Here is a 21,791-nt window from a genome sequence, read left to right as displayed (position 1 = left end):
ATCGGCCAACACGCGGGCGGGTTTTGGGCTGTCACATGGGGGCCACCTCCGTGAGGGTGTCGGTGAGCAGGAGCCAGCGGGTGATGCCGAGGGTGCGCAGGAACGGCAGGTCGTGGCTGGCGACCACGAGCGCGCCCGCGTAGGCCGACAGGGCCTGGGTCAGCTGGGCCACGCTGGCCAGGTCCAGGTTGTTCGTCGGCTCGTCCAGCAGGAACAGCTGCGGCGCGGGCTCGGCGAGCAGCAGCGTGGCCAGCGAGGCCCGGAACCGCTCCCCGCCGGAGAGCGTGCCCGCGGCCTGTTCGGCCTTGCGGCCGCGCAGCAGGAACCGGGCCAGCTGCGCCCTGATCCGCTGCTGCCCGGCCTCCGGCGCGGCCTTGGCCACGTTGCCGATGGCAGACAGCTCGTCCTCGAGCACGTCCAGCCGTTGCGGCAGCCAGCGCAGCGGCACCTTCACCGCCACCTCGCCGGAGACCGGTGCCAGCGCGCCGGTGATGGTGCGCAGCAGCGTGGTCTTGCCGGAGCCGTTGGCCCCGACCAACGCGATCCGTTCCGGGCCGCGCACGTCGAGGTCCACCACCGGTCCGCAGCGGAGCTCCACTGTGGACAGTCGGAGCACCTCGCGGCCCGGCGGCACCTCGGTGTGCGGCAGCTCCACCCGGATCTGCCCGTCCGCGCGCACCGCCTCCTCGGCCTCCTGCACCCGGTCCTTGGCCTGCGCCAGCTTGTCCTGGTGCATGATCCGGTGCTTGCCCGCCGAGACCTCCGCGGCCCGTTTCCGGTTGCCCATCACCACCTTAGGCTCCCGCTTCTGGTCCCACATCTTCTGCCCGTAGCGCAGCCGCCGGTCCAGCTTGACCCGCGCGTCGATGAGCTCCCGCTGCTGCCGCCGCAGGTCCTGCTCGGCCGCGCGCACCAGCCGCAGCGCGGTCTCCTGCTCGGCGGCCACCGCGGCCTGGTAGGCGGTGAAGTTGCCGCCGTAGTAGCGGACCTCGCCGTCGCGCAGGTCCGCGATCCGGTCCATCAGGTCAAGGAGCTCCTGGTCGTGCGAGACCACCACCAGGACCCCCGGCCACTCCGCTACGGCGCGGTGCACCAGGCGGCGGGCACGAAGGTCCAGGTTGTTCGTGGGCTCGTCGAGCAGCAGGACCGGCGGCCGTCGCACCAGCAGCGCGGCAAGCGCGAGCAGGACGGACTCGCCGCCGGAAACTCCGCCGACGGTGCGGTCGAGACCGAGGTGACCCGAGCCGAGGCGACCCAGGCCGAGGCGGTCGAGGGTGGCACGGGTGCGTTCCTCGACGTCCCAGTCCTCGCCGAGGACACCGAAGTCGGCTTCGGTGCCCCGGCCGGACTCGATCGCCGCGAGGGCCGCGCGCTGCGCCGAGATACCGAGTACGTCATCAATCCTCCTGGAAGCGTCCAACGTGATGGTCTGCGGCAGGTAGCCGATCTCGCCGGTGACCGCGATCGACCCGGCCGCCGGGGTGAGCTCGCCGGCGAGCAGGCGCAGCAGCGTCGACTTGCCGGAGCCGTTGACCCCGATCAGCCCGGTGCGGCCCGCGCCGATGAGCAGGTTGAGGTCCTCGAACACGGGATCGCCGTCGGGCCAGTGGAAACCGAGGGCGGAACAGGTGATGGATGCGGACATGGCGCACCTCCTGAGGTGTCGTCGCGAGAAGAGAGGGCGACACGCGAGCGCACAGCGACGACACGGAACTCAGGAGAGGGGCGCGTCCAACGGGGGAGTCGCGGCCGGGTCCGAGCACGGGCGGAGGCGGGCATGCCTCGACGTCGCGGTGACTCGCAACCTCAGCCGATCAACCGGTGCTCCCCTGGACGGCAATGGGACGACGGCTACGTTAGGCACCCGCCGTTCGCGCCGCAACGCATTTTCGTTCCGTCCACATGAGACGATGATGGCCGTGCGGGACCACGGTCTGCCGACCCCGGTCGGCTTCGTTCTCGGTGGCGGCGGCAGCCTGGGCGCCATCCAGGTCGGCATGCTCCGCGCGCTGGCCGAACACGGCATCCGGCCCGACCTGGTGATCGGCACCTCGGTCGGCTCGGTCAACGGCTCGTTGCTGGCCCTGGATCCCGAGCACGCCGCCGGGAGGCTGACCAGGATGTGGGCGCTGATGACCCGCTCCAGGGTCTTCCCCGGCGGCCCGGTCCGGCAGCTGCGCACCCTGCGCGCCGGGCGCAACCACCTGTTCCGCAACACCGGCCTGGCCGAGGTGCTCGCCGAGGGCCTGGACGGCGCGAGCCGGTTCAGCGACCTGGTGCTGCCCTTCGGCGCGGTCGCGGTGGACGCGGTCACCGCCTCCCCGGTGCTGCTGGCCGAGGGCGAGCTGATCCCGGCGATCCTAGCCAGCGCGGCCATCCCCGGCATCTACCCGCCGGTGCGCATCGGCGAGCGGGTGCTCTACGACGGCGGCGTGCTGGCCAACGTGCCGGTGCAGCAGGCGCTGAGCATGGGCGCGAAGTCCCTGGTCGTGCTCGACTGCGCGTTCCCAGGCCACCTGCCCGGGGTGCCCGCCTCGCTGCCGGAGACGCTGCTGTTCTGGGCCACCCTGGCCACCCGCAACCAGGCGGTGCTGGAGGCCACCCGCTGGGCGGAGACCGCGCCGATCGTCTACCTGCCGGGCGCGCCGGCCCGGCCGGTGACCCCGCTGGACTTCCGGTTCACCAACGAGCTGATCGCCAGCTCCTACGCCGAGTCCAGCGAGTTCCTGGCCACGCTGCGGGTGGACGGGCCGGGCCTGTACGGGCATCCGGCCGGGCCGACGCCCAGCACACCCTGACCACTCTGGTTGTCTTGCCCGCATGGGGAGAAACGCACTGCTGGTCGCGCTCGGGGTGGACTCCTTCGGCACCGGGGTGTTCCTGCCGGTCACCGTGCTGTACCTGACCTTCGTGATCGGCCTGGACCTGCCGACCGCGGGGTTGGTCGGCGCGGCGGCCACCGCGGTCGGCCTGCTGGTGCCGCCGCTGGCCGGGCACCTGGTGGACCGGTGGGGGCCGCGCACGGTGCTGGTCACCGCCCAGCTGGTGCAGGCGGCCGGGGCCGGGATGTACCTGGTGGCCACCAGCGTGCCGGAGGCGTTCCTGGCGGCGGCGCTGCTGGCCACCGGGCAGCGCGGGTTCTACTGCTCGGTGTTCGTGCTCATCGCCGACCTGTCCGCCGAGACCAGCAAGGACCGGCCGTTCGCGCTGGCCGGGGTGACCATGTCGGTGTGCTTCGGTCTCGGCGCGGGAGTGGCCGGGCTGCTCACCGGGGCGGCGGGGGACTGGCCGTACCGGCTGGTCGCGGCGGGCAACGCGGTCAGCTTCCTGGTGTGCGCGGCCATCCTGCTCCGCTACGTCCGCCCCGCCCCGCACACCCCGAGCGAACGCGGCGACGGCGCCTTCCGGCAGTTGCTGGGCGACCGCCCGTACCTGGGCCTGATCCTGGTCAACTTCGCCTTCGCGCTGGCGGTGGACCTGTTCGTGCTCGGCGTCCCGGTCTACCTGCGCCTGGTGCTGGGCGCCCCGGCCTGGATGATCGGCGCGGTCATCGTCACCAGCACCGTGTTCCGGCTGTGCTTCCAGGTCACCACGGTGGACCGGCTGCGCAACGTCCCGCGCACCACGGCCCTGACCGGCGCGGGCCTGTTGTGGATCACCTGGGCACTGGCCACCGCGGCCGCGCTGTGGGTGCCCGCGCCGTGGAACCTGGCCTACCTGCTGGGGATCACGCTGGTGCACTGCGTGGCCAACCTGGTGCACGCGCCCACCTCCACCGCCCTGGCCGAGGCCAGCGCACCACCCGGGGCGCGCGGCCGGTACGTGGCCAGCTTCCAGTACTCCTTCGGCGTCTCGAACGTGGTCGCGCCCGCGGTGATCTCGCTGACCGCGGTCCACCCGGTGCTGCCGTGGCTGGTTCTCGCCGCGGTGCTGACGGCGGCCACCGCGGCGCTGCCGGTGCTGGGCCGCACCCTGCCGACGGTTGCTGTACACCGCTGACCAGGTCATTCCCTGATGTTGGGAGGATCACGGGATCGCGTCATGGGCTGTGACTCATGCGCGGCTGTTGATTATCGTCTGAGGAATGCAGACCTGGTCGTCAACTCCGGTACCCCGGCTCCCCGGCACCCCCCGCCCCCTGCGGCTCTACGACACCGCCGCTGCGGAGGTCCGTCCGACGACCCCGGGTGACACGGCCCGGCTCTACGTCTGCGGCATCACCCCCTACGACGCCACCCACCTCGGGCACGCCGCCACCTACCTGGCCTTCGACCTGGTGCACCGGCTGTGGCTGGACAACGGGCACACCGTGCACTACGTGCAGAACGTCACCGACATCGACGACCCGCTGCTGGAGCGCGCCGCCCGCGACCAGGATGACTGGGTGGTGCTCGGGATGCGGGAGACCGCGCTGTTCCGGGAGGACATGGAGGCGCTGCGGGTGCTGCCGCCGCGGGACTACGTGGGCGCGGTGGAGGCCATTCCGGAGATCACCGAGGCCATCGCCAAGCTGCTCGCCTCCGGCGCGGCCTACCGGGTCGACGACGCCGAGTTCCCGGACGTCTACTTCGACCACAACGCCACCGGCCGCTTCGGCTACGAGTCCAACTACGACGAGGCGACCATGCTCGGCTACTTCGCCGAACGCGGCGGCGATCCGGAGCGGCCCGGCAAGCGGCATCCGCTGGACGCGCTGCTGTGGCGGCTGGAGCGGCCGGGCGAACCGGCCTGGGACTCCGAGTTCGGGCGCGGGCGGCCCGGCTGGCACATCGAGTGTTCGGTGATCGCGCTCAACCGGCTCGGCGCCGGCCCTGACGTGCAGGGCGGTGGGTCCGACCTGGTGTTCCCGCACCACGAGTACAGCGCGGCGCACGCCGAGGCGCTGACCGGGTTCCAGCCCTTCGCCCGGCACTACAGCCACGCCGGGATGATCGGGCTGGACGGGGAGAAGATGTCCAAGTCCCGCGGCAACCTGGTCTTCGTCTCCCGGCTGCGCGCGGACAAGGTCGACTCGATGGCCGTGCGCCTGGGCCTGCTCGCCGACCACTACCGGAGCGACCGGCCGTGGAGCGACGGCCTGCTCCAGGCCGCGCAGCAGCGGCTGGACACCTGGCGGGCCGCGGTCGCCCTGGACGCCGGGCCCGACGGGCAGGCGCTGGTGGACCGGCTGCGCGACCACCTGGCCGACGACCTGGACACCCCGCGCGCGCTCGCCGCGGTGGACGCCTGGGCCGCCGAGGCCCTCGAACGGCGCGCCGGTGGCGACCCGGCCGCACCGGCGCTGGTGCGGGCGGCGGTGGACGCGCTGCTGGGCGTGGCACTCTAGCGATCGTGCCCGATCTCGACTTCCGCCTGCTCGGCCCGCTCCAGGTGGTCATCGGCGGGCGGGAGGTCGAGATCCGCGCGGCCAAGCACCGGATCGTGCTGGCCAGCCTGCTGTTGCGGGCCGGCCGCACCGTCCCGGTGGCCGACCTGGTCCGCGAGCTGTGGCCGGAGGGCGCGGGCGAGCAGGCCAAGGCGACCGTGCAGACCTACGTCTCCCGGCTGCGGCGGCAGCTCGGCGACGGCCTGCTGCGCACCGAACCCACCGGCTACCGGCTGGCCGTGCCGCCGGAGACCGTGGACGTGCACCGCTTCCGCGCGCTGGTGGCCGAAGGACCTGGGCAGCGGCAGCGGCTGCACGAGGCGTTGGCGCTCTGGCGCGGGCCCGCGCTGCAAGGTGTGCCGGCCGGGCAGCTGCACGAGCACGAGGTGCCCCGGCTGGAGCGGGAACGCCTGGCGGCCCTGCGACGCCGGATCGAGCTCGACCTGGCCGTGGGCGCGCACGCCGAACTGGTCGCCGAGCTCCAGGTGCTCACCGTCCGGCACCCGCTGCACGAGGACTTCTGGCGGCTGCTCATGCTCGCCCTGCGCCTCGGCGACCGCCAGGGCGAGGCGCTCACCGTCTACCAGCGCGCCCGCACCCTGCTGGCGCAGGAGCTCGGCGCCGAGCCGGGACCCGCGCTGCGGGCGGCCTACCAGGCCATCCTCACCGGTGACAGCGCCACGGCCGCGCCGTGGCGGCCGGTGAACCAGCTGCCCGGTGACATCGCCGCCTTCGTCGGCCGCGCCGACCTGCTGGCCGAGCTGGACCGCGTGCTGCGGCCCGGCGCGCGGGTGCTGCTGTCCGGGCCGCCCGGCATCGGCAAGACCGCGCTGGCCGTGCACCTGGCGCACCGGCTGCGCGGCCGGTTCCCGGACGGGCAGCTGCACGTCAACCTGCGCGGCTACACCACCGGCGCGCTCACCGACCCGGCCGAGCTGCTGGCCAGGCTGCTGCGCGCGCTGGGCCTGCCCCCGGCCGAACTGCCCAGCGGCACCGCGGAGCTGACCGCGCTGCTGCGCCAGGTCACCGCGGGCCGGCGGCTGCTGGTACTGCTGGACAACCTCACCGAGGCTGCTCTGCTGCCCGACCTCGGCGACTGCGCCGTGCTGATCACCAGCCGCGCCGAGCTGCGCCTGCCCGGCGCGCACACCTGCCCGGTCGGCGTGCTCGACACCCCGGCCGCCCTCGACCTGCTCACCAGCCTGCTCGGCGAGCAGGTCGCCGCCTGCCCGGAGGCCGCCGCCGAGCTGCTGGACCTGTGCGGCCGCCTGCCCCTGGCGCTGCGCATTGCCGCAGCCAACGCCCTGGACGGGGCCGACCTGCCCGCGCACGTGGCCCGGCTCCGGGTCAGCGACCGGCTCTCCGAACTGTCCATCCCCGGCGACCCCGAGGCCGCCGTGCGCGCCGTGTTCGACCAGTCCTACCAACGCCTCAGCCCCGCCGCGCGACGCCTGTTCCGGCTCTGCGGCCTGATCCCCGGCCCGGACATCACCGCCCCCGCCGCCACCGCCCTCTGCGGCGCCCAGGCCACCGGACTGCTCGCCGAGCTCACCGCCGCCGGGCTGCTCACCAGCGAGGACGGTCGCCACAGCTGCCACGACCTGCTGCGCCTCTACGCCGCCGAACTGGCCGCCGAGGACACCGACGGCCCGGCCGCCCTGGCCGCGCTCACCGAGCACTACGCCACCGCCGCGGCCACCGCCACACCGGAGTGGCTGGCCGCCGAGCGCGCGGTGCTGCTGGCCACCGTCGAACAGGCCGCCGCACAGGGACCGCACGGCGCCTGTCACCGGCTGGTCATGGCGATGCTGCCGGACCTGTTGCGGCACGGGCTCTCCGGCGCCATCGCCACCGTCTGCGAGGCCGGCTGCCACGCCGCGGCCAAGGACGGCGACCAGGAAGCCGAGGCCAAGCTCGCGCTCGTGCTCGGCGAGGTGCTGGTGACCCTCGGCCAGCACAACCAGGCCACCGAGCCGCTCACCCGCGCCCGGGACCTCGGCGCGGGCTCGACCGAGCGGGTGGCCAGGGCAAACCTGCTGCTGCTGGAGGGCTACCGCGGCAACTGGCCAGGGGTCTTCGACCGGGTCGAAGCGCTGCTCGCCGAGTGCACCGAGCTGGGGGACACCAAGGGCCAGGTCGCCGCGGTCTACGTACTGGTGGTCGGCCGGTGGGCCACCAGCGAGCTGGCGGAGCTGGTCCGGGTCTCCGAGCTGGGCCTGACCCTGGACTCCGAGCCCGGCGACCGGGCCGCCTTCCTGGCCGGGCTCGCCTCGGCGCACTGGGAACAGGGCAGGCTCGAACCCGCCATCGCACACCTCCGCGAAGCCCTGGCCGTCTCCGCCGGCGGCGACGCCTGGCACAGCGCCACCGCCATGCAGGTCTTCCTGGCCGACGTGCTGGCCGAGGCCGGGCACGACGCCGAGGCGCACGCCGTCGCGCACGAGGTGCGGCGGCGGCTGGTGGGCGCGCACGACTACCGGATGCGGGCCTTCGCCCTCAACGTCCTGGGCGTGCTGCACCGCAAGGCGGGCAGGCTCACCGAAGCCTTGAGCTGCCACCAGGAAGCCCTGCTCGAACAGAGCGGGGCGGTCGGCGGCGTGGCGGATGAGATCAGGCTGCGGCTCTCCCAAGTGCTGCGCGCGCTGGGCCGGGCGCAGGAGGCGCTGCCGGTGATGGAGTCCGTGCAGCAGAGCCTGCACCTGATGGACTCCCGGATGCTGGCCGCCCGCGCGGTGCTGGAGCACGCCGAGGTGCGGGCCGCCCTCGGCCAGACCGAGCGCGCGCTCGAGCTGGGGGAGCGGGCGGTGGCGGAGTTCCGGCGGATCGGCAACCCGCGCGACGAGCGCGCCGGGCTGGCGTTCCTGGCCGGGCTCAGCTGAGGTGGCGGCCGAACCACTCGGTCAGCACGCGGTCCACCTCGCGGGTCAGCGGCAGCTGCGGCGCGGGCTCGATACCGGGCTCCTCGGCCAGCGGGTGCGCCAGCCCGGGGATCGAGGCCAGCTCGGCCTGCCCGCCCAGCTCGTCGACGAGGCTGAGCGCATCGGCGCGCAGCGCGGGGTGGTCCAGCTCGCCGCTGACCACCAGCAGCGGGGCGCGACCGGCGAGCTGGCCGGCCTTGGCGAGGAAGTCCAGGCTGTCCACGGCCGCGGTGGACTCCGCGTCGTAGGGGTAGTCGCCGGGGAACAGGTCCACCACCGGGCGCAGGCGGATGGCGGCGTTGACCAGGGCGGCGGCGAAGACCGGGACATCGCTGTCGGCCAGCACCCGCAGCGCGACCGCCCCGCCCAGCGAGCCGCCGAGCACACCGATCGGGCCATCCGCCACCGGCAGCTGCTCGCGGAGCGTGGCCAGCGCGGCCGGGAACTCCTCGAAAGCCTGTCGCACGAACGGGTACAGGACGGACATCAGCGGATCCTGCCGCAGCAGCGCCAGGCCCGCGTCCATGGAGCCGTCGACCATGCGCGCCCCGCACATCGGCATGCCCAGGTGCACCCGCCACGCGGGCAGGCCGTCCATGGGCAGCGCGGCGGCGAAGGCGGCGTCCGAACGCGGCGCGTCCAGCATGTGCCAGGTGACGATCAGCGGAGCGGGGCCCTCCCCGGCCGGTGGCAGGGCGGTGAACGGCACGCCGGCGGCGGTGCCGGTGATCGGTGACTGCATGCGGCCACGGTAGGGCCCCGGCCGCGCGTCCGGGGCCGGTTACGCCACAGGCGGAATCCCGGCCGGCCCGAGGTGGCGCGCTTGCGCGGACATCACCGCCCTGACGTGGCACGATCTGCCCTGTGAGCAGCAAGCCCGACGCCGCGGCGCAGCACCTGCGCGACCTCGCGCTGCTGCGCCGCGTGCGCGACCGGATCGACCGCGAGCACGCCCAGCCGCTCAACGTGGAGGCCCTCGCCCGCGGGGTGAACATGTCCGCCGGGCACCTCAGCCGGGAGTTCCGGCGGGCCTACGGCGAGTCGCCCTACTCCTACCTGATGACCCGGCGGATCGAGCGCGCGATGGCCCTGCTGCGCCGTGGCGACCTCAGCGTCACCGAGGTCTGCTTCACCGTCGGCTGCCAGTCCCTCGGCACCTTCAGCACCCGCTTCACCGAGCTGGTCGGCGTGCCGCCCAGCGTCTACCGGCAGCAGGCCGCCGGACCAGCCGGACTGCCGTCCTGCGTGGTCAACCAGGTGACCAGACCGATCAGGAATCGAGAAGCGCCGGTGTTCGAGCGCAACTAGCGTGACCGCCATGACCTTCACCATCCACGCGAGCTTCCTGCCGCACACCGACCCCGAGGCCAGCCTGGCCTTCTACCGGGACGCCCTCGGCTTCGAGGTCCGCAACGACGTCGGCTACAACGGGCTGCGCTGGCTCACCGTCGGCCCGGCCGGCCAGCCCGGCACCTCCATCGTGCTCTACCCGCCCGGCGCCGACCCCGGCGTCACCGAGGCCGAGCGCCAGACCATCACCGAGATGATGGCCAAGGGCACCTACGCCAGCCTGGTGCTGGCCAGCGCCGACGTGGACGGCGCCTTCGAGAAGCTGCAGGCCGGGGACACCGAGGTGGTGCAGGAGCCCACCGACCAGCCCTACGGCGTGCGCGACTTCGCCATCCGCGACCCCGCGGGCAACATGATCCGCGTCCAGCAGGTCGGCTGAGCCCCACCCCGCACCCACCCCGAGCAAGCAGGACGGCCCAGCAGGCCGGCGCGTCAGCAGATGGAGAGACGATGAGCACGGCCCCGAAGAAGACCACGCGGACCGCCGCGCCGCATGCCGCCGACACCCACGACATGATCCGGGTGCACGGCGCGCGGGTGAACAACCTCAAGGACGTCAGCATCGAGCTGCCCAAGCGCAGGCTGACGGTCTTCACCGGCGTGTCCGGCTCCGGCAAGAGCTCGCTGGTCTTCGACACCGTGGCCGCGGAGTCCCAGCGGCTGATCAACGAGACCTACAGCACCTTCGTGCAGGGTTTCATGCCGAGCCTGGCCCGGCCCGAGGTCGACGTGCTGGACGGGCTGACCACCGCGATCATCGTGGACCAGCAGCGGATGGGCGGGGACATCCGCTCCACGGTGGGCACCGCGACCGACGCCAACGCGATGCTGCGCATCCTGTTCAGCCGGATCGGCACCCCGCACATCGGCTCCCCGCAGGCATTCTCCTTCAACGTCGCCTCCATCAGCGGTGCGGGCGCGGTCACCCTGACCAAGGGCGGCCAGAAGGTCAAGGAGCGCAGGGAGTTCAGCATCACCGGCGGCATGTGCCCGCGCTGCGAGGGCAAGGGCAAGGTCAACGACATCGACCTCACCCAGCTCTACGACGACGCCAAGTCCATCGCCGAGGGCGCCTTCACCATCCCCGGCTGGAAGTCCGACAGCCACTGGACGGTGCGGATCTACGCCGAGTCCGGGTTCGTCGACCCGCACAAGCCGATCCGCAAGTACACCAAGAAGGAGCTGCACGACTTCCTGCACAAGGACGCGACCCGGATCAAGATCGACGGCGGCAACTTCACCTACGAGGGCCTGATCCCGAAGATCCAGAAGTCCTTCCTGTCCAAGGACCGGGAGTCCATGCAACCGCACATCCGGGCCTTCGTGGACCGGGCGGTCACCTTCACCACCTGCCCCGAGTGCGAGGGCTCCCGGCTCAGCGAGGCGGCCCGGTCCTCCCGGATCCAGGGCGTGAACATCGCCGAGGCCTGCGCGATGCAGATCAGCGACCTGGCCGAGTGGGCCGGCAAGCTGGACGAGCCCTCGGTGGCGCCGCTGCTGGCCAAGCTGCGCGCCAACCTGGACGCCTTCGCCGAGATCGGCCTGGGCTACCTGTCCCTGGACCGGCCCTCGGCCACGCTCTCCGGCGGGGAGGCCCAGCGGGTCAAGATGATCCGGCACCTGGGCTCCTCGCTCACCGACGTCACCTACGTCTTCGACGAGCCCACCATCGGCCTGCACCCGCACGACATCCAGCGGATGAACGAGCTGCTGCTGCGGTTGCGGGACAAGGGAAACACCGTGCTGGTGGTGGAGCACAAGCCGGAGACCATCGCGATCGCCGAACACGTGGTCGACCTCGGCCCCGGCGCGGGCGCGGCCGGCGGCACCATCTGCTACGAGGGCACTGTGGCGGGGCTCCGGGCCAGCGGCACCGTCACCGGCCGCCACCTCGACGACCGCGCCCAGCTCAAGGACACCGTGCGCGCGGCCACCGGCAAGCTGGAGATCCGCGGCGCGAACAAGCACAACCTCCAGGACGTCGACGTGGACGTGCCGCTGGGCGTGCTGTGCGTGGTCACCGGCGTGGCGGGCTCGGGCAAGAGCTCGCTGCTGCACGGCTCGCTGCCCGCCGACGCCGGGGTGGTCTCGGTCGACCAGGCCCCCATCCGCGGTTCCCGGCGCAGCAACCCGGCCACCTACACCGGGCTGCTGGAACCGATCCGCAAGGCCTTCGCCAAGGCCAACGGGGTCAAGCCCGCGCTGTTCAGCGCCAACTCCGAGGGTGCCTGCCCCACCTGCAACGGCGCCGGGGTCACCTACACCGACCTGGGCATCATGGCCAGCATCGCGACCACCTGCGAGCAGTGCGAGGGCAAGCGGTTCGACGCGGTGGTGCTGGACTACCACCTCGGCGGCCGCGACATCAGCGAGGTGCTGGCCATGCCGGTGACCGAGGCGCTGGAGTTCTTCGGCTCCGGCGAAGCGCACACCCCGGCCGCGCACGCCATCCTGGACCGGCTGGCCGAGGTCGGCCTCGGCTATCTCACCCTCGGGCAGCCGCTGACCACCCTCTCCGGCGGCGAGCGGCAGCGGCTCAAGCTGGCCACGCACATGGCCGACAAGGGCGGGGTCTACATCCTGGACGAGCCCACCACCGGACTGCACCTGGCCGACGTGGCCCAGCTGCTCGCCCTGCTGGACCGGCTGGTCGACTCGGGCAAGTCGGTGATCGTGATCGAGCACCACCAGGCGGTCATGGCGCACGCGGACTGGATCATCGACCTCGGTCCCGGCGCGGGCCACGACGGCGGCCGGATCGTCTTCGAGGGCACCCCGGCCGACCTGGTCGCCGCCCGCTCCACGCTGACCGGCGAACACCTGGCCGAGTACGTGGGCAGCCCCGCCAAGGCCACCCGCAAGCGCCGCTAACCCGGTTGCGCGGCGGGGCGCGGTGGTCGAAGGTAGGTCGCCGTGACGATCACCAGCCCCGCCCTCGCCGCGCTCGCCGGCGACCCGGCCGCGCTCGCCGAACACCTCAGCACCGCGGGCGGCCCGCTGGTCGAACCGGCCCCCGAGAACCTCGGCTCGGTGCTGGTCACCTTCGTCTGGCTGGGGGAGGCCGAGCGGGTCTCGATCAGGGCGGGCCAGCTCTTCGCCGACCACCTCGCGCCCTCGCACGCCCTGGACCGCCTGCCGGGCACCGACATCTGGCACCGCTCCACCGTGGTGCGCGCCGACGTCACCAGCAGCTACCAGTACATCGTGGACGAACCCGCCGCCGGCGACCTGATCGCCGACGCCTTCGAGGCGCTGCGCCGCCAGGTCGACTGCTGGCGGGCCGACCCGTTCAACCCCAGGCGGATCTACCCGCAGACCGGCATCATCGCCGGCCGCCTCGACCTGCCGGAACACCAGTGGGACTCGATCCTGGAACTGCCGGGGACCGAGCCCGCGCCCTGGTTCACCCCCGCGGGCGCACCGGCCGGGACCCTGGTCCAGCGGCGGCTGACCTCGGCGGCGCTGGGCAACGAACGCCAGGTCACCGTCTACCGGCCGCCGAGCGGACAGGGTCCGTTCCCGCTGGTGGTCATGCTGGACGGCGAGTGCTGGACCCGCGTGGCCGACCTGCCCACCGCGCTGGACAACCGGATCGCCGACGGCAGCCTGGCACCGGTGGTGGTCGCCTTCGTGCACACCCCCGAGGTCGCCGACCGGCCGGGCGCGCGAATCCGGGAGAGCACCTGCGACCCGGCGCTGACCACGATGCTGGCCGAGGAGCTGCCGCCGCTGCTGGCCGAGTTCGACGTCACCACCGACCCCGCGCGCACCGTGCTGGCCGGCAACAGCCTCACCGGGCTGGCCGCCGCGTTCACCGCGTTGCACCGGCCCGAGGTCTACGGCAACGTGCTCTCCAGCTCCGGCTCCTTCTGGTGGGGCTACGCCGACCACCCGGTCGCGGCCGTGCTCGGCGGCAAGGACGGCGAACCCGAGTGGCTCACCCGCCAGTACGCCGAAGCCCCGCGGGTGCCGGTCCGGTTCTGGCTGGACTGCGGTGTGCTGGAAGCCGGGAACGTGCCGTGGATCCCCGGCGTCGACCCGCGCGCGGCCAACCGGCACTTCCGGACCGTGTTGCGCGCCAAGGGAAACCAGGTCGACTACTACGAGGCCCCCGGCGGGCACGAGTTCGTCTCCTTCCGCCGCAACGCCATCCGCGGCCTGTGCGCGCTGCTGCCGGGCGGCCAGGCATGATCGAGTCCACTGTGGACCTCAACGGCCGCCGGTTCGGCTGGGTCGACTTCGGCGGTGCGGGAGCGCCGATCCTGGTGCTGCACGGCAGTTTCGGGCGCGGCAGCCAGTTCGCCCGGCTGGCCGCCGACCTCGCGCCGGAGTACCGGGTGCTCGCCCTGGACCAGCGCGGGCACGGGCGCAGCGAGCACGGCGGCGACTTCGGCCGCGCGGAGTTCGTCGCCGACGCCGCGGCCTTCCTGCGGCACCTGGACCTCGGGCCGCTGCCGGTGCTGGGCCACTCCCTGGGCGGCCTCAACGCCTACCAGCTCGCCGCCCGCCATCCGGAACTGGTGCGCGCGCTGGTGGTGGAGGACTTCGGCGCGGTGATGGGCACCCCGGAGATCGAGCATCCCGAGCTCGACCTCACCGGCTGGCCCCTGCTGGCCGACTCCGAGGAGGAGCTGCGGGCACAGATCGCCCGGCGGGTGCCGGTGCTGGACTACTTCATGGCCAGCGCCATCGCGACCGCGCAGGGCTGGCGGCTCTGCTTCGACTACGCGGACATGGCCGCCACCCAGCGCGGCGGCCTCGGCGACCACTGGGCCGACTGGCTGGCCGTCACCTGCCCGGCCCTGTTGCTGCGCGGTGAACACAGCCCGATGCTCCCGCCCGCGCTGGCCGAGGAGATGGTGCGGCCGGGGGTGCAGCTGGTGGAGCTGGCCGGGTGCGGGCACTGGATCCACGACGACGACCCGGCCGCCTTCGCCGAGGCCGTGCGCGGCTTCCTGCGCACGGTCGGCTGAACCGGCATGATGCCCCGATGACCCAGTGCCCGGCGCCCGGCCAGGACGCGATCGACGCCGCGCTGGCCGCGCTCTACCCCGGCAGCCAGCCGCGCAGAGTCGGCTTCCCGTCCGATGGCGCGCTGGCCTGCTGCGTGGCCTACCCGGCCGCCGGGCACTGGCACTACATCAGCTACGGCCTCAGCGAGCTGCACGAGGCGGGCCCCGAGGAGGACCCGGAGTTCTCCGGCTGGGGCTTCGAGCTGACCCTGCGGGTGCGCCGCGGCGACGAACCCGAGCCGCCGGGCTGGCCGTTCGACATCGTGCACCACCTGGCCCGGCAGGTGAACACCCGCCTGCTGCTGCTGGAACCCGGCCACCGCCTGGACCTGCGCCGCCCGATCACCGGCCACCCTGCCCTGCCCGACGCCCCGCCCACCGGGCTCACCGCCTTCACCCTGGTGGCCGACCCGGAGCTGGGCGAGCTGGCCACGCCGAACGGGAAGGTGCTGTTCCTGCAGGCCGTCGGGGTGACCGCGGCCGAACAGGCCCGGATGCGCGCCGGCGGCACGGCCGCGGTGCTGGCCGAACTGGCCAGGGACAACCCGCTGCTGGTCACCGACCCGGCCCGGGCGCCCTGGCCTCCTGGTGTAGCGTGAGCGGCCGGAACATCGGATCGGCCGAGGAGGTGGGACCCATTACCGCTTGTGCAGCGGGGTGCTCTCGCCACCCGGACCCGCGGTTCGCCTGACCGCGTCGATCCCGAGCGCCCCTACTCGGCATTCCGGAAGGCGCGTTCCATGACGACCCCGTCTGTCTTCACCACCATCACCGCCCGCCTGCGGGCCGCCGGCTGCGTCTTCGCCGAGGACGAAGCCGAGCTGATCCTGGCCACCGCCCCGCTCCCGGCCGCGACCGAGGCCATGGTGCTGCGCCGGATCTCCGGCGAACCCCTGGAGCACGTGCTCGGCTGGGCGGAGTTCCACGGCCTGTGCATCGCGGTCGACCCCGGCGTGTTCGTGCCCCGCCGCCGCACCGAGTTCCTGGTCAGCCGCGCGGTCGCGCTGGCCAAGCCCGGCGCGGTGGTGCTCGACCTGTGTTGCGGCTCCGGCGCGCTCGGCGCGGCCATCGAGGTCGAGCTGGGCGAGGTGGAGCTGCACGCCGCCGACATCGACCCGGCCGCGGTGCGTTGCGCCCGCCGCAACGTCCTCGGCCAGGTGCACCAGGGCGACCTGTACGAACCGCTGCCGGCGGACCTGCGCGGCCGGATCGACGTGCTGGTGGCCAACGCGCCCTATGTGCCCACCGAGGCCATCGGCCTGCTGCCGGCCGAGGCCAGGCTGCACGAGCCGTGGGTGGCCCTGGATGGCGGCCCGGACGGCCTGGACGTGCAGCGCAGGGTCGCCGCCGGGGCCGGGGACTGGCTGGCCCGCGGCGGTCACCTGCTGGTGGAGACCAGCGCCCGGCAGGCCCCGCACACCGCCGACACCTTCGCCGCCTGCGGGCTGGTGCCGGAGATCGCCGAGGACGAGGACGCCGGGGCCACCGTCGTCATCGGGCAGCGGCCCGCCTAGTCCTGCTCGTCCGTGGGTTCGGCCGCCTTGCGCTGGGCGGGGCGGCCGAACCGCACGACACCGGAGTCCAGGTCCAGCGGGCCGCGCTCGAACTTCTCGCCGGTGCCGTCCTCATCGGAGGTCACCTTGCCGAGCTTGCGGCTGGGGAACAGTTCACCGAGCTGTGCCATGTCCCCCACGGTACTTCGTCAGAGCCGCTGCACCCCGGGTTTGCCGTCCAGCACCGCGAACTTGCGGGCCACCGACAGCGTCACCTTGGCCGGATCCTTCTCCAGCACCGAGGACACCTGCATGAACTCCGCGGTCAGCTGCGCCGGGGTCAGCGTGGCCCGCACGTAGCCGCGGGTGTGCCCGACGTAGTTGAGGTGCGGGTTCTTGGCCAGCCCCGCGGGCGGGGTGGTGGAGCTGTGCGAGGTGATCGAGGTGGTGACCAGCTCCGCGCCCACGATCGGCGAGCTGTGCTGGAAGTAGTTCAGCCGCAGGTTGTTCGCCCAGGCCCGGTGCACGTCGCCGGTGAGCACCACCGGGTTGCGCACGCCGCGGTCGATCCAGCCCTGGGTGATCCGCTCCCGGTTGCGCCGGTAGCCGTCCCAGGCGTCGGTGGACACATCGCAGGTGCCGGCCGCGCCGTCGGTGTCGCGCTGGGCGAAGAAGACCTGCTGGCCCAGGATGTCCCAGCGCGCCTCCTTCACCGCGAGCCGGTCCAGCAGCCACTTCTCCTGGGCCGCGCCGGTGAGGGTGCGCGCCTCCTTGGTGATCTCCTCGCAGGACCCGGCCGGGGCTTGCAGCCAGCGGTGCTGGCGGGTGTCCATCATGTGGAAGCGGGCCAGCGAGCCCCAGGCCACCCCGCGGTAGAGGTTGATCTTGCCGCTGGCCGGTTTCATCGCCTTGGGCAGCGGCATGTTCTCCCAGAACGCCTGGAACGACGCCTGCCTGCGAGCCGCGGCGGGTTCGGTGTGGCCACCGGCCCAGTTGTTGCGCAGCTCGTGGTCGTCGAAGACCACCAGCCAGGGCGCGGCGGCGTGCGCGGCCCGCAGCATCGGGTCCAGGCGGTGCTGGGCGTAGCGGATGCGGTACTCGCCCAGGGTGTCCGTCTCGTCGAAGTCGGTGTAGCCGCGCACCTTGGTGGCCTGCCCGGAGGGCTTCTCGTACATGTAGTCGCCGAGGAAGAGCACCAGGTCCGGCCGGTCGGCGGCCAGGTAGCGGTAGGCGTGGTACCAGCCCTCCTCGAAGTGCGCGCAGGAGGCGAAGGAGAAGGTCAGCTTGGCTGGCTCGGTCCCGGCCGCGGGGGCGGTGCGGGTGCGGCCGACGGGGGAGAGGGCGGCACCGGCCTTGAACCGGTAGAAGTACTCCCGGCCGGGCTGCAGGCCGCGGGGTTCGGCGTGCACGCTGTGGCCCTCGGCGGCCACCGCGGTCTCCTTGCCGGTGGCCACAACCGCGGTCATCGCCGCGTCGGTGGCCACCTGCCACTCCACCTCCACCGGCGCGGCGCCCATGCCGCCGTCGGGGTCGAGGGGGTTCTGCGCGAGGCGGGTCCACAGCACCATGCCGTCCGGGCGCGGTTCCCCGGAGCCGACGCCGAGGGTGAACGGGTCGGCCAGCGGCGCGCGGCGGCGGGCGGGGGCGTCGGAGAGGCCGAGCACGGTGGCGGGGGCGGCCAGGGCTCCGGTGGTGGCCAGGCCGGTGACCAGGAACAGGCGACGGTTCAGCGACATCGGGATCCTCCTGGTCAGGCTCGGTCGGTGACGGTGGCGCCGCAGGTGGCTTCCAGCACGTCCTTGGTGCCGTGCTCGCCGAGGCAGACCCGGTAGTGCACCCAGCTGCCCTCGGCCAGTTCGAGGTTCGCGGTGACGCTGGTGCCCTTGCCCTTGGCGTTCCACACCAGGTGCGGGCCGGTGCCGTCGGGCAGCCAGTAGAGCAGCACCGCGGAGTGGCCGTCGCCGACCTGGTCGGTGACGGTGAAGACCTCGCCGAGGGAGGTGAACGCGGCCTTCCCGGCGCAGGCGGCGTCGGCGGTGCAGCGGGAGGAGTCGGCCAGCGCGGCCGGGGCGCTCGACAGCGCCGCCACCAGGGCGGCGCCGCCGACTATGAGCGTGCGTAACGGAATTCCGGTCATGGACACCTGCCGTGGTGGGGGACGGCACGGCTTGGTTACCTGTTGGCAACCTTGCCGCAGGAACAGTCAGTTCCTAACATGCGGTGCCGGAGACGGGGTAGCGCCGTTCAGCGGTTGTGGATCAGGGCAGCAGCAGGCCCCAGTACAGGCCGAAGGGCACCAGCACCGCGGTCCCGGCCAGTAGCAGCGGCAGCCGCACCCGCGCGGTCACCTGCGCCCGCTCCCGCCGCCAGGCCAGCGCGGTGCGCACCCCGGCCGCCACGGTCGCCAGCCACAGCAGTTGCAGCACCAGGTACGGCAGCGGGCGGCCGAGGATGATCGGACCGCCGACCACGGAGGCGTTGCTGCTGAACAGAAATCCGAAGTAGCCGAGCGCGCCCAGCAGCGCCACGCCGCCCAGTCCGGCCAGCCAGCGCGCCGGGCGCACCGAGCGGGTCCGCCGCAGCGCGCCGATCCCGAAGCCGAGGAAGCCGAGCAGCATCACCGCCAGCGCGGCCAGCTGGAGCCAGCCGGTCTCCCACCAGGACAGCGGTTCCCTCGGCAGGGTGCGCGCCTCCTGCTTCGCCGGAGCGTCCACAGTGGACGCCGCGGTGCTGAAGGCGGTGTTGTTCACCCAGTCGCCCAACAGGTCCAGGTAGCCCGGCTGGTAGTCCGCGCGCTTGGTGAAGCCGCGGTCGTCGGTGCCCAGGACGCGGTGCTGACCGTCCGGGAAGGTCTTGAGCGTGTGGTGCCGGTGCCCGGTGCGCGCGAAGGTGTCCCGGTAGACCTCCAGGGACTCACCGGGCGGGGTGAGCACGTCGTAGCCGCCCCACACCGCGAGCACCGGCACGGTCACCTTCGCCAGCGTGGGCACCGGGTCGTAGAACGGTTCCGGGAACACCCCGCCCTCGGTGACCTGCCGCATCGCGGTGCGCAGGAAGTGGTTCAGCGAGCCCTGGAGGCCGTGGCGGCGGGCCCGGTTGGCGATCGCCCAGGTCTCCTGCTGGGCCGGGGTCAACCCGTTGGCGCCCACCGTGATCAGGAACCGGACCTCGGCCGAGCGGGTCGCGGCCAGCGGGGCCACCCAGCCGCCCTCGGAGAAGCCGAACACCCCGATCCGGGCCGGGTCGACATCAGGCCGGTTCCGCAGCAGCGCGAGCCCGGCGAGGGCGTCGTCGGCGAGCTGGGTGTAGTCCCGGTGGAACTTGGAGTAGCCCTCGGTGCGCTTGCGGTAGGTCAGCGCGACGATCCCGGCCCTGGCGAAGGCCTGCGCCTCGGGCAGCATGTTGTTCGCATCGCTGGCCCCGGAACCGCTGATCAGCACCACCGCCGGGTGGCGGCCGGGGGTGCCGGGGGAGGTGACCAGAGTCGGGAAGCTCAGTCCCTCCCGGCTGAAGCTGACCTGTTCCGACCGCGATGACGGTTGGGCGTGGCCAGGCTGTGCCATTGAGGGTGGGCAAGATGCGAGCGTCGCGGTGACCGCGAGCAGCGTGGCGAGCTTGATCCGGAGCAGCACAGGGTGCTCTCCTTTCCATGCGGAGGTTGCGTACACGGGAAATGGCGCGTGCTTCCGTTGCTCCGGTGTCGCCGAGCGGCAACTCGGCGACACCGGTCTTCGTTTCTCAGCCGTCCCCTGGATCGGGGAAGGCAACCCAGCGCACCAGCAGGCGGCGGGAGTCGGGGGCGTCCGGGTCGTGCTGCTCCCGGTACCGGTTGAGCAGGTCGAGGTAGTCGGCGAAGAACCGGCCCAGCTCCTCCTGGGTCAGGGTGAGCGCGCCCCTGGAGTAGGGCACCGCGTCCTGCCACTCGCCGAACTCGGCCCGGCGCTCGGCAAAGCGCGCGTAGGTGGCCAGGTCGGCGGCCAGGCCCTGGTCGGCGTGCCGGGCCAGCAGGGCCTGCACCTCCGGCGGCTGCCCGGCGGCGCGGGGGAAGCGGATGTCCTTGGCGGTGGGCCGCCACCAGCGTTGCTTGCCGTGACCCAGCTCCGGGTCCTCGCGGATGAAGTCGTGCCGGGCGAGCTGGCGCAGGTGGTAGCTGGTGGCCCCGGTGTTCTGCCCGAACGCGGCGGCCAGGGTGGTCGCGGTGGCCGGGCCGTTGCGGTGCAGCTCCCGCAGGATGCGCTGCCGCAGCGGGTGCGTGAAGGCCTTCAGCGCCGCTGGGTCGGTCAGCTCCCGGGGAGACTCGGTCATAGTTGCAAAGATACCTGTGCAAAGAAAGTTGTGCACGCGGGGGTGTGGTAAACCCGGGTCATGAACGACATCGAGCCCGAACGGCCCCGCGACGAGGAGGCGGTGGCCCGGTTCGTGGAGCGGTTCGCCCTGCTGATGACCGAGGGCGGCATGCAGCGCATGGCGGCCAGGGTGTTCGCGCTGATCATGGCCTCGCCCGAGGGCGCGCACACCGCGGCCGAGATCGCCCAGCGGCTGGAGATCAGCCCGGCCGCGGTCTCCGGCGCGGTGCGCTACCTGACCGAGCTGCGGCTCATCGTCCGCGACCGCGAGCCCGGCCAGCGCCGGGACGTCTTCCGGATCGGCGAGCTGTTCTGGTACGACACCATGGCCCGCAAGAACCGGGCGGTGACCGACCTGCTGGCCGTGGCCGCCGAGGGCGTGGCCGTGCTCGGCGCGGACACCCCGGCCGGGCACCGGATGCTGGTCACCCAGGACTTCCTGACGCACATGACCACCGAGCTGCCCAAGCTGCTCGACCGCTGGCGCGCCGAACGGGCCGCCGGATGAGCGAGCTCCGCATCCGCCCGGCCGAACGCGCCGACCTGCCCGCGCTGACCGACCTGCTGGTGCGGGCCTTCGCGCCGGACGATTTCATCGGCTGGGTCTACCTGGACCCGGCCAGCCGCGCCCGCGTGCACGGCCGGATGACCGGGGACGCGCTGCGCCGCCACTACCTGCCCGGCGGCGGGGTGGAGGTCGCGGTGGACGCCGGCGGCAGGCTGCTCGGCGGCGGCGTGTGGGCCCCGCCCGACCCGCGCAGGACCAGCCGCTGGGGCAAGGCGCTGCTGATGCCGGGCATCCTGGCCGCGATGGGCGTGCGGAACTTCCGCGAGTTCGCCGACCGGGGCCGTGCGGTGGACCGGGCGCTGACCGCGGCCCGGCCGCGCACGCCGCACTGGTACCTCTCGCTGCTGGCCGCCGACCCGGACCGGCAGCGCACTGGCGTCGGCGGCGCGCTGCTGCGCTCCCGGCTGACCCGCACCCGGCTGCCCGCCTACCTGGAATGCGTGCCGGACAACGTCGGCTACTACGAGCGCTTCGGCTTCACCGTCACCGAGAAGCTGGACCTGCCGCCGCAGGCCCCGACCCTGTTCGGGATGTGGCGGGAGCCGAGCTGAGGAAGGCCAGCCAGGCGGCCCGGGAGAACTCCAGCACCGGCCCGTCCGGCCGCTTGGAGTCGCGCACCCCGGTCAGCCCGTCCGCCCAGGCCACCTCCACGCAGTCCGCGCCGGTGCCACTGCGGCTGCTGCGCCGCCACCGGGCCCGCGCCCAGCGCTGCCTCGCCGATCGCTCCATCCGCTCCTGC

21 protein-coding genes are annotated in these 21,791 nt (G+C 73.2%); 13 read left to right on the top strand and 8 right to left on the bottom strand.

Annotated elements, in window-relative coordinates; translation table 11 throughout:
• Positions 1-31: 31 nt before the first annotated feature.
• Positions 32-1,645, bottom strand: a complete 1,614-nt coding sequence (locus N8J89_RS22065; protein ID WP_283658888.1) for an ABC-F family ATP-binding cassette domain-containing protein — start codon at positions 1,643-1,645, stop codon at positions 32-34.
• 274 nt (positions 1,646-1,919) lie between these two features.
• Here N8J89_RS22065 and N8J89_RS22060 point away from each other — a divergent pair, with 274 nt between their 5' ends.
• The 4 genes from N8J89_RS22060 (at position 1,920) to N8J89_RS22045 (ending at position 8,244) form a co-directional block, all read left to right on the top strand.
• Positions 1,920-2,798 (top strand): patatin-like phospholipase family protein, encoded by an 879-nt coding sequence (locus N8J89_RS22060; RefSeq protein ID WP_502868317.1) that lies wholly within the window; start codon positions 1,920-1,922, stop codon positions 2,796-2,798.
• 22 nt (positions 2,799-2,820) lie between these two features.
• Entirely contained in the window at positions 2,821-3,999 is a 1,179-nt protein-coding gene (locus N8J89_RS22055) for an MFS transporter (protein ID WP_283658886.1), read from the top strand.
• 85 nt (positions 4,000-4,084) lie between these two features.
• Positions 4,085-5,326, top strand: coding sequence for a cysteine--1-D-myo-inosityl 2-amino-2-deoxy-alpha-D-glucopyranoside ligase (gene mshC / locus N8J89_RS22050; RefSeq protein ID WP_283658885.1), 1,242 nt, complete (start codon positions 4,085-4,087; stop codon positions 5,324-5,326).
• Positions 5,327-5,331: 5 nt separating this feature from the next.
• On the top strand, positions 5,332-8,244 hold the full coding sequence (locus N8J89_RS22045; RefSeq protein WP_283658884.1) for an AfsR/SARP family transcriptional regulator: 2,913 nt from the start codon (positions 5,332-5,334) through the stop codon (positions 8,242-8,244).
• Here N8J89_RS22045 and N8J89_RS22040 read toward each other — a convergent pair.
• A complete protein-coding gene (locus tag N8J89_RS22040; RefSeq protein ID WP_283658883.1) occupies positions 8,237-9,025 on the bottom strand; it encodes an alpha/beta hydrolase family protein in 789 nt (262 codons plus the stop codon). The two genes, N8J89_RS22045 and N8J89_RS22040, sit on opposite strands and share 8 nt — an antisense overlap.
• A 122-nt stretch (positions 9,026-9,147) precedes the next feature.
• On the opposite strand from N8J89_RS22040, the gene N8J89_RS22035 reads away from it, so the two are divergent.
• The 7 genes from N8J89_RS22035 to N8J89_RS22005 all read left to right on the top strand — a co-directional run bounded on the left by N8J89_RS22035 (position 9,148) and on the right by N8J89_RS22005 (position 16,159).
• A complete protein-coding gene (locus tag N8J89_RS22035) occupies positions 9,148-9,591 on the top strand; it encodes a helix-turn-helix transcriptional regulator (RefSeq protein WP_283658882.1) in 444 nt (147 codons plus the stop codon).
• A 10-nt stretch (positions 9,592-9,601) separates the two neighbouring features.
• Entirely contained in the window at positions 9,602-10,012 is a 411-nt protein-coding gene (locus tag N8J89_RS22030; RefSeq protein WP_283658881.1) for a VOC family protein, read from the top strand.
• Positions 10,013-10,083: 71 nt separating this feature from the next.
• Entirely contained in the window at positions 10,084-12,504 is a 2,421-nt protein-coding gene (locus N8J89_RS22025; RefSeq protein ID WP_283658880.1) for an ATP-binding cassette domain-containing protein, read from the top strand.
• Between the two features lie 42 nt (positions 12,505-12,546).
• A complete protein-coding gene (locus N8J89_RS22020) occupies positions 12,547-13,824 on the top strand; it encodes an alpha/beta hydrolase (protein WP_283658879.1) in 1,278 nt (425 codons plus the stop codon).
• Positions 13,821-14,606: an alpha/beta fold hydrolase gene (locus N8J89_RS22015; RefSeq protein WP_283658878.1), complete on the top strand. Its 786-nt coding sequence runs from the start codon at positions 13,821-13,823 to the stop codon at positions 14,604-14,606. Before N8J89_RS22020 ends, N8J89_RS22015 begins: the two co-directional genes overlap by 4 nt.
• Positions 14,607-14,623: 17 nt before the next feature.
• Entirely contained in the window at positions 14,624-15,244 is a 621-nt protein-coding gene (locus N8J89_RS22010; protein WP_283658877.1) for a suppressor of fused domain protein, read from the top strand.
• A gap of 141 nt (positions 15,245-15,385) precedes the next feature.
• On the top strand, positions 15,386-16,159 hold the full coding sequence (locus tag N8J89_RS22005) for a putative protein N(5)-glutamine methyltransferase (protein ID WP_283658876.1): 774 nt from the start codon (positions 15,386-15,388) through the stop codon (positions 16,157-16,159).
• Here N8J89_RS22005 and N8J89_RS22000 read toward each other — a convergent pair.
• From N8J89_RS22000 to N8J89_RS21980, 5 genes are all read right to left on the bottom strand, one after another.
• Complete coding sequence (locus N8J89_RS22000) at positions 16,156-16,329, bottom strand: hypothetical protein (protein ID WP_283658875.1); 174 nt, start codon at positions 16,327-16,329, stop codon at positions 16,156-16,158. The two genes, N8J89_RS22005 and N8J89_RS22000, sit on opposite strands and share 4 nt — an antisense overlap.
• An 18-nt stretch (positions 16,330-16,347) precedes the next feature.
• Positions 16,348-17,874 (bottom strand): alkaline phosphatase D family protein, encoded by a 1,527-nt coding sequence (locus tag N8J89_RS21995; protein WP_283658874.1) that lies wholly within the window; start codon positions 17,872-17,874, stop codon positions 16,348-16,350.
• A gap of 14 nt (positions 17,875-17,888) precedes the next feature.
• Positions 17,889-18,275, bottom strand: a complete 387-nt coding sequence (locus N8J89_RS21990; RefSeq protein WP_283658873.1) for a hypothetical protein — start codon at positions 18,273-18,275, stop codon at positions 17,889-17,891.
• 121 nt (positions 18,276-18,396) lie between these two features.
• On the bottom strand, positions 18,397-19,701 hold the full coding sequence (locus N8J89_RS21985; RefSeq protein ID WP_283658872.1) for an alpha/beta hydrolase family protein: 1,305 nt from the start codon (positions 19,699-19,701) through the stop codon (positions 18,397-18,399).
• Positions 19,702-19,876: 175 nt separating this feature from the next.
• On the bottom strand, positions 19,877-20,443 hold the full coding sequence (locus N8J89_RS21980; protein ID WP_283658871.1) for a winged helix-turn-helix domain-containing protein: 567 nt from the start codon (positions 20,441-20,443) through the stop codon (positions 19,877-19,879).
• A gap of 60 nt (positions 20,444-20,503) precedes the next feature.
• Between N8J89_RS21980 and N8J89_RS21975 the strand changes: the two genes are divergently transcribed.
• Positions 20,504-20,992, top strand: a complete 489-nt coding sequence (locus N8J89_RS21975) for a GbsR/MarR family transcriptional regulator (RefSeq protein ID WP_283658870.1) — start codon at positions 20,504-20,506, stop codon at positions 20,990-20,992.
• A complete protein-coding gene (locus N8J89_RS21970) occupies positions 20,989-21,603 on the top strand; it encodes a GNAT family N-acetyltransferase (RefSeq protein WP_283658869.1) in 615 nt (204 codons plus the stop codon). Before N8J89_RS21975 ends, N8J89_RS21970 begins: the two co-directional genes overlap by 4 nt.
• Here N8J89_RS21970 and N8J89_RS21965 read toward each other — a convergent pair.
• On the bottom strand, positions 21,536-21,781 hold the full coding sequence (locus N8J89_RS21965) for a DUF397 domain-containing protein (RefSeq protein ID WP_283658868.1): 246 nt from the start codon (positions 21,779-21,781) through the stop codon (positions 21,536-21,538). The genes N8J89_RS21970 and N8J89_RS21965 overlap by 68 nt on opposite strands.
• Positions 21,782-21,791 lie beyond the last annotated feature (10 nt).

Source organism: Crossiella sp. CA-258035 (assembly GCF_030064675.1).
Taxonomy (GTDB): domain Bacteria; phylum Actinomycetota; class Actinomycetes; order Mycobacteriales; family Pseudonocardiaceae; genus Crossiella.
Note: the sequence above shows the minus strand (reverse complement) of the source record. Positions and strands in the feature narration are given on the sequence as shown.

What these genes read in the sequence shown, in the direction of transcription:
- N8J89_RS21970 (WP_283658869.1), top strand. Translation starts at nt 20,989, where the DNA reads ATGAGCGAGCTCCGCATCCGCCCGGCCGAACGCGCCGACCTGCCCGCG.
- N8J89_RS22055 (WP_283658886.1), top strand. Translation starts at nt 2,821, where the DNA reads ATGGGGAGAAACGCACTGCTGGTCGCGCTCGGGGTGGACTCCTTCGGC.
- N8J89_RS22030 (WP_283658881.1), top strand. Translation starts at nt 9,602, where the DNA reads ATGACCTTCACCATCCACGCGAGCTTCCTGCCGCACACCGACCCCGAG.
- N8J89_RS21980 (WP_283658871.1), bottom strand. Translation starts at nt 20,443, where the DNA reads ATGACCGAGTCTCCCCGGGAGCTGACCGACCCAGCGGCGCTGAAGGCC.
- N8J89_RS22000 (WP_283658875.1), bottom strand. Translation starts at nt 16,329, where the DNA reads ATGGCACAGCTCGGTGAACTGTTCCCCAGCCGCAAGCTCGGCAAGGTG.
- N8J89_RS22025 (WP_283658880.1), top strand. Translation starts at nt 10,084, where the DNA reads ATGAGCACGGCCCCGAAGAAGACCACGCGGACCGCCGCGCCGCATGCC.
- N8J89_RS21975 (WP_283658870.1), top strand. Translation starts at nt 20,504, where the DNA reads ATGAACGACATCGAGCCCGAACGGCCCCGCGACGAGGAGGCGGTGGCC.
- N8J89_RS22040 (WP_283658883.1), bottom strand. Translation starts at nt 9,025, where the DNA reads ATGCAGTCACCGATCACCGGCACCGCCGCCGGCGTGCCGTTCACCGCC.
- mshC (WP_283658885.1), top strand. Translation starts at nt 4,085, where the DNA reads ATGCAGACCTGGTCGTCAACTCCGGTACCCCGGCTCCCCGGCACCCCC.
- N8J89_RS22065 (WP_283658888.1), bottom strand. Translation starts at nt 1,645, where the DNA reads ATGTCCGCATCCATCACCTGTTCCGCCCTCGGTTTCCACTGGCCCGAC.
- N8J89_RS22010 (WP_283658877.1), top strand. Translation starts at nt 14,624, where the DNA reads ATGACCCAGTGCCCGGCGCCCGGCCAGGACGCGATCGACGCCGCGCTG.
- N8J89_RS22005 (WP_283658876.1), top strand. Translation starts at nt 15,386, where the DNA reads ATGACGACCCCGTCTGTCTTCACCACCATCACCGCCCGCCTGCGGGCC.
- N8J89_RS21995 (WP_283658874.1), bottom strand. Translation starts at nt 17,874, where the DNA reads ATGTCGCTGAACCGTCGCCTGTTCCTGGTCACCGGCCTGGCCACCACC.
- N8J89_RS21990 (WP_283658873.1), bottom strand. Translation starts at nt 18,275, where the DNA reads ATGACCGGAATTCCGTTACGCACGCTCATAGTCGGCGGCGCCGCCCTG.
- N8J89_RS21985 (WP_283658872.1), bottom strand. Translation starts at nt 19,701, where the DNA reads ATGGCACAGCCTGGCCACGCCCAACCGTCATCGCGGTCGGAACAGGTC.
- N8J89_RS22015 (WP_283658878.1), top strand. Translation starts at nt 13,821, where the DNA reads ATGATCGAGTCCACTGTGGACCTCAACGGCCGCCGGTTCGGCTGGGTC.
- N8J89_RS21965 (WP_283658868.1), bottom strand. Translation starts at nt 21,781, where the DNA reads ATGGAGCGATCGGCGAGGCAGCGCTGGGCGCGGGCCCGGTGGCGGCGC.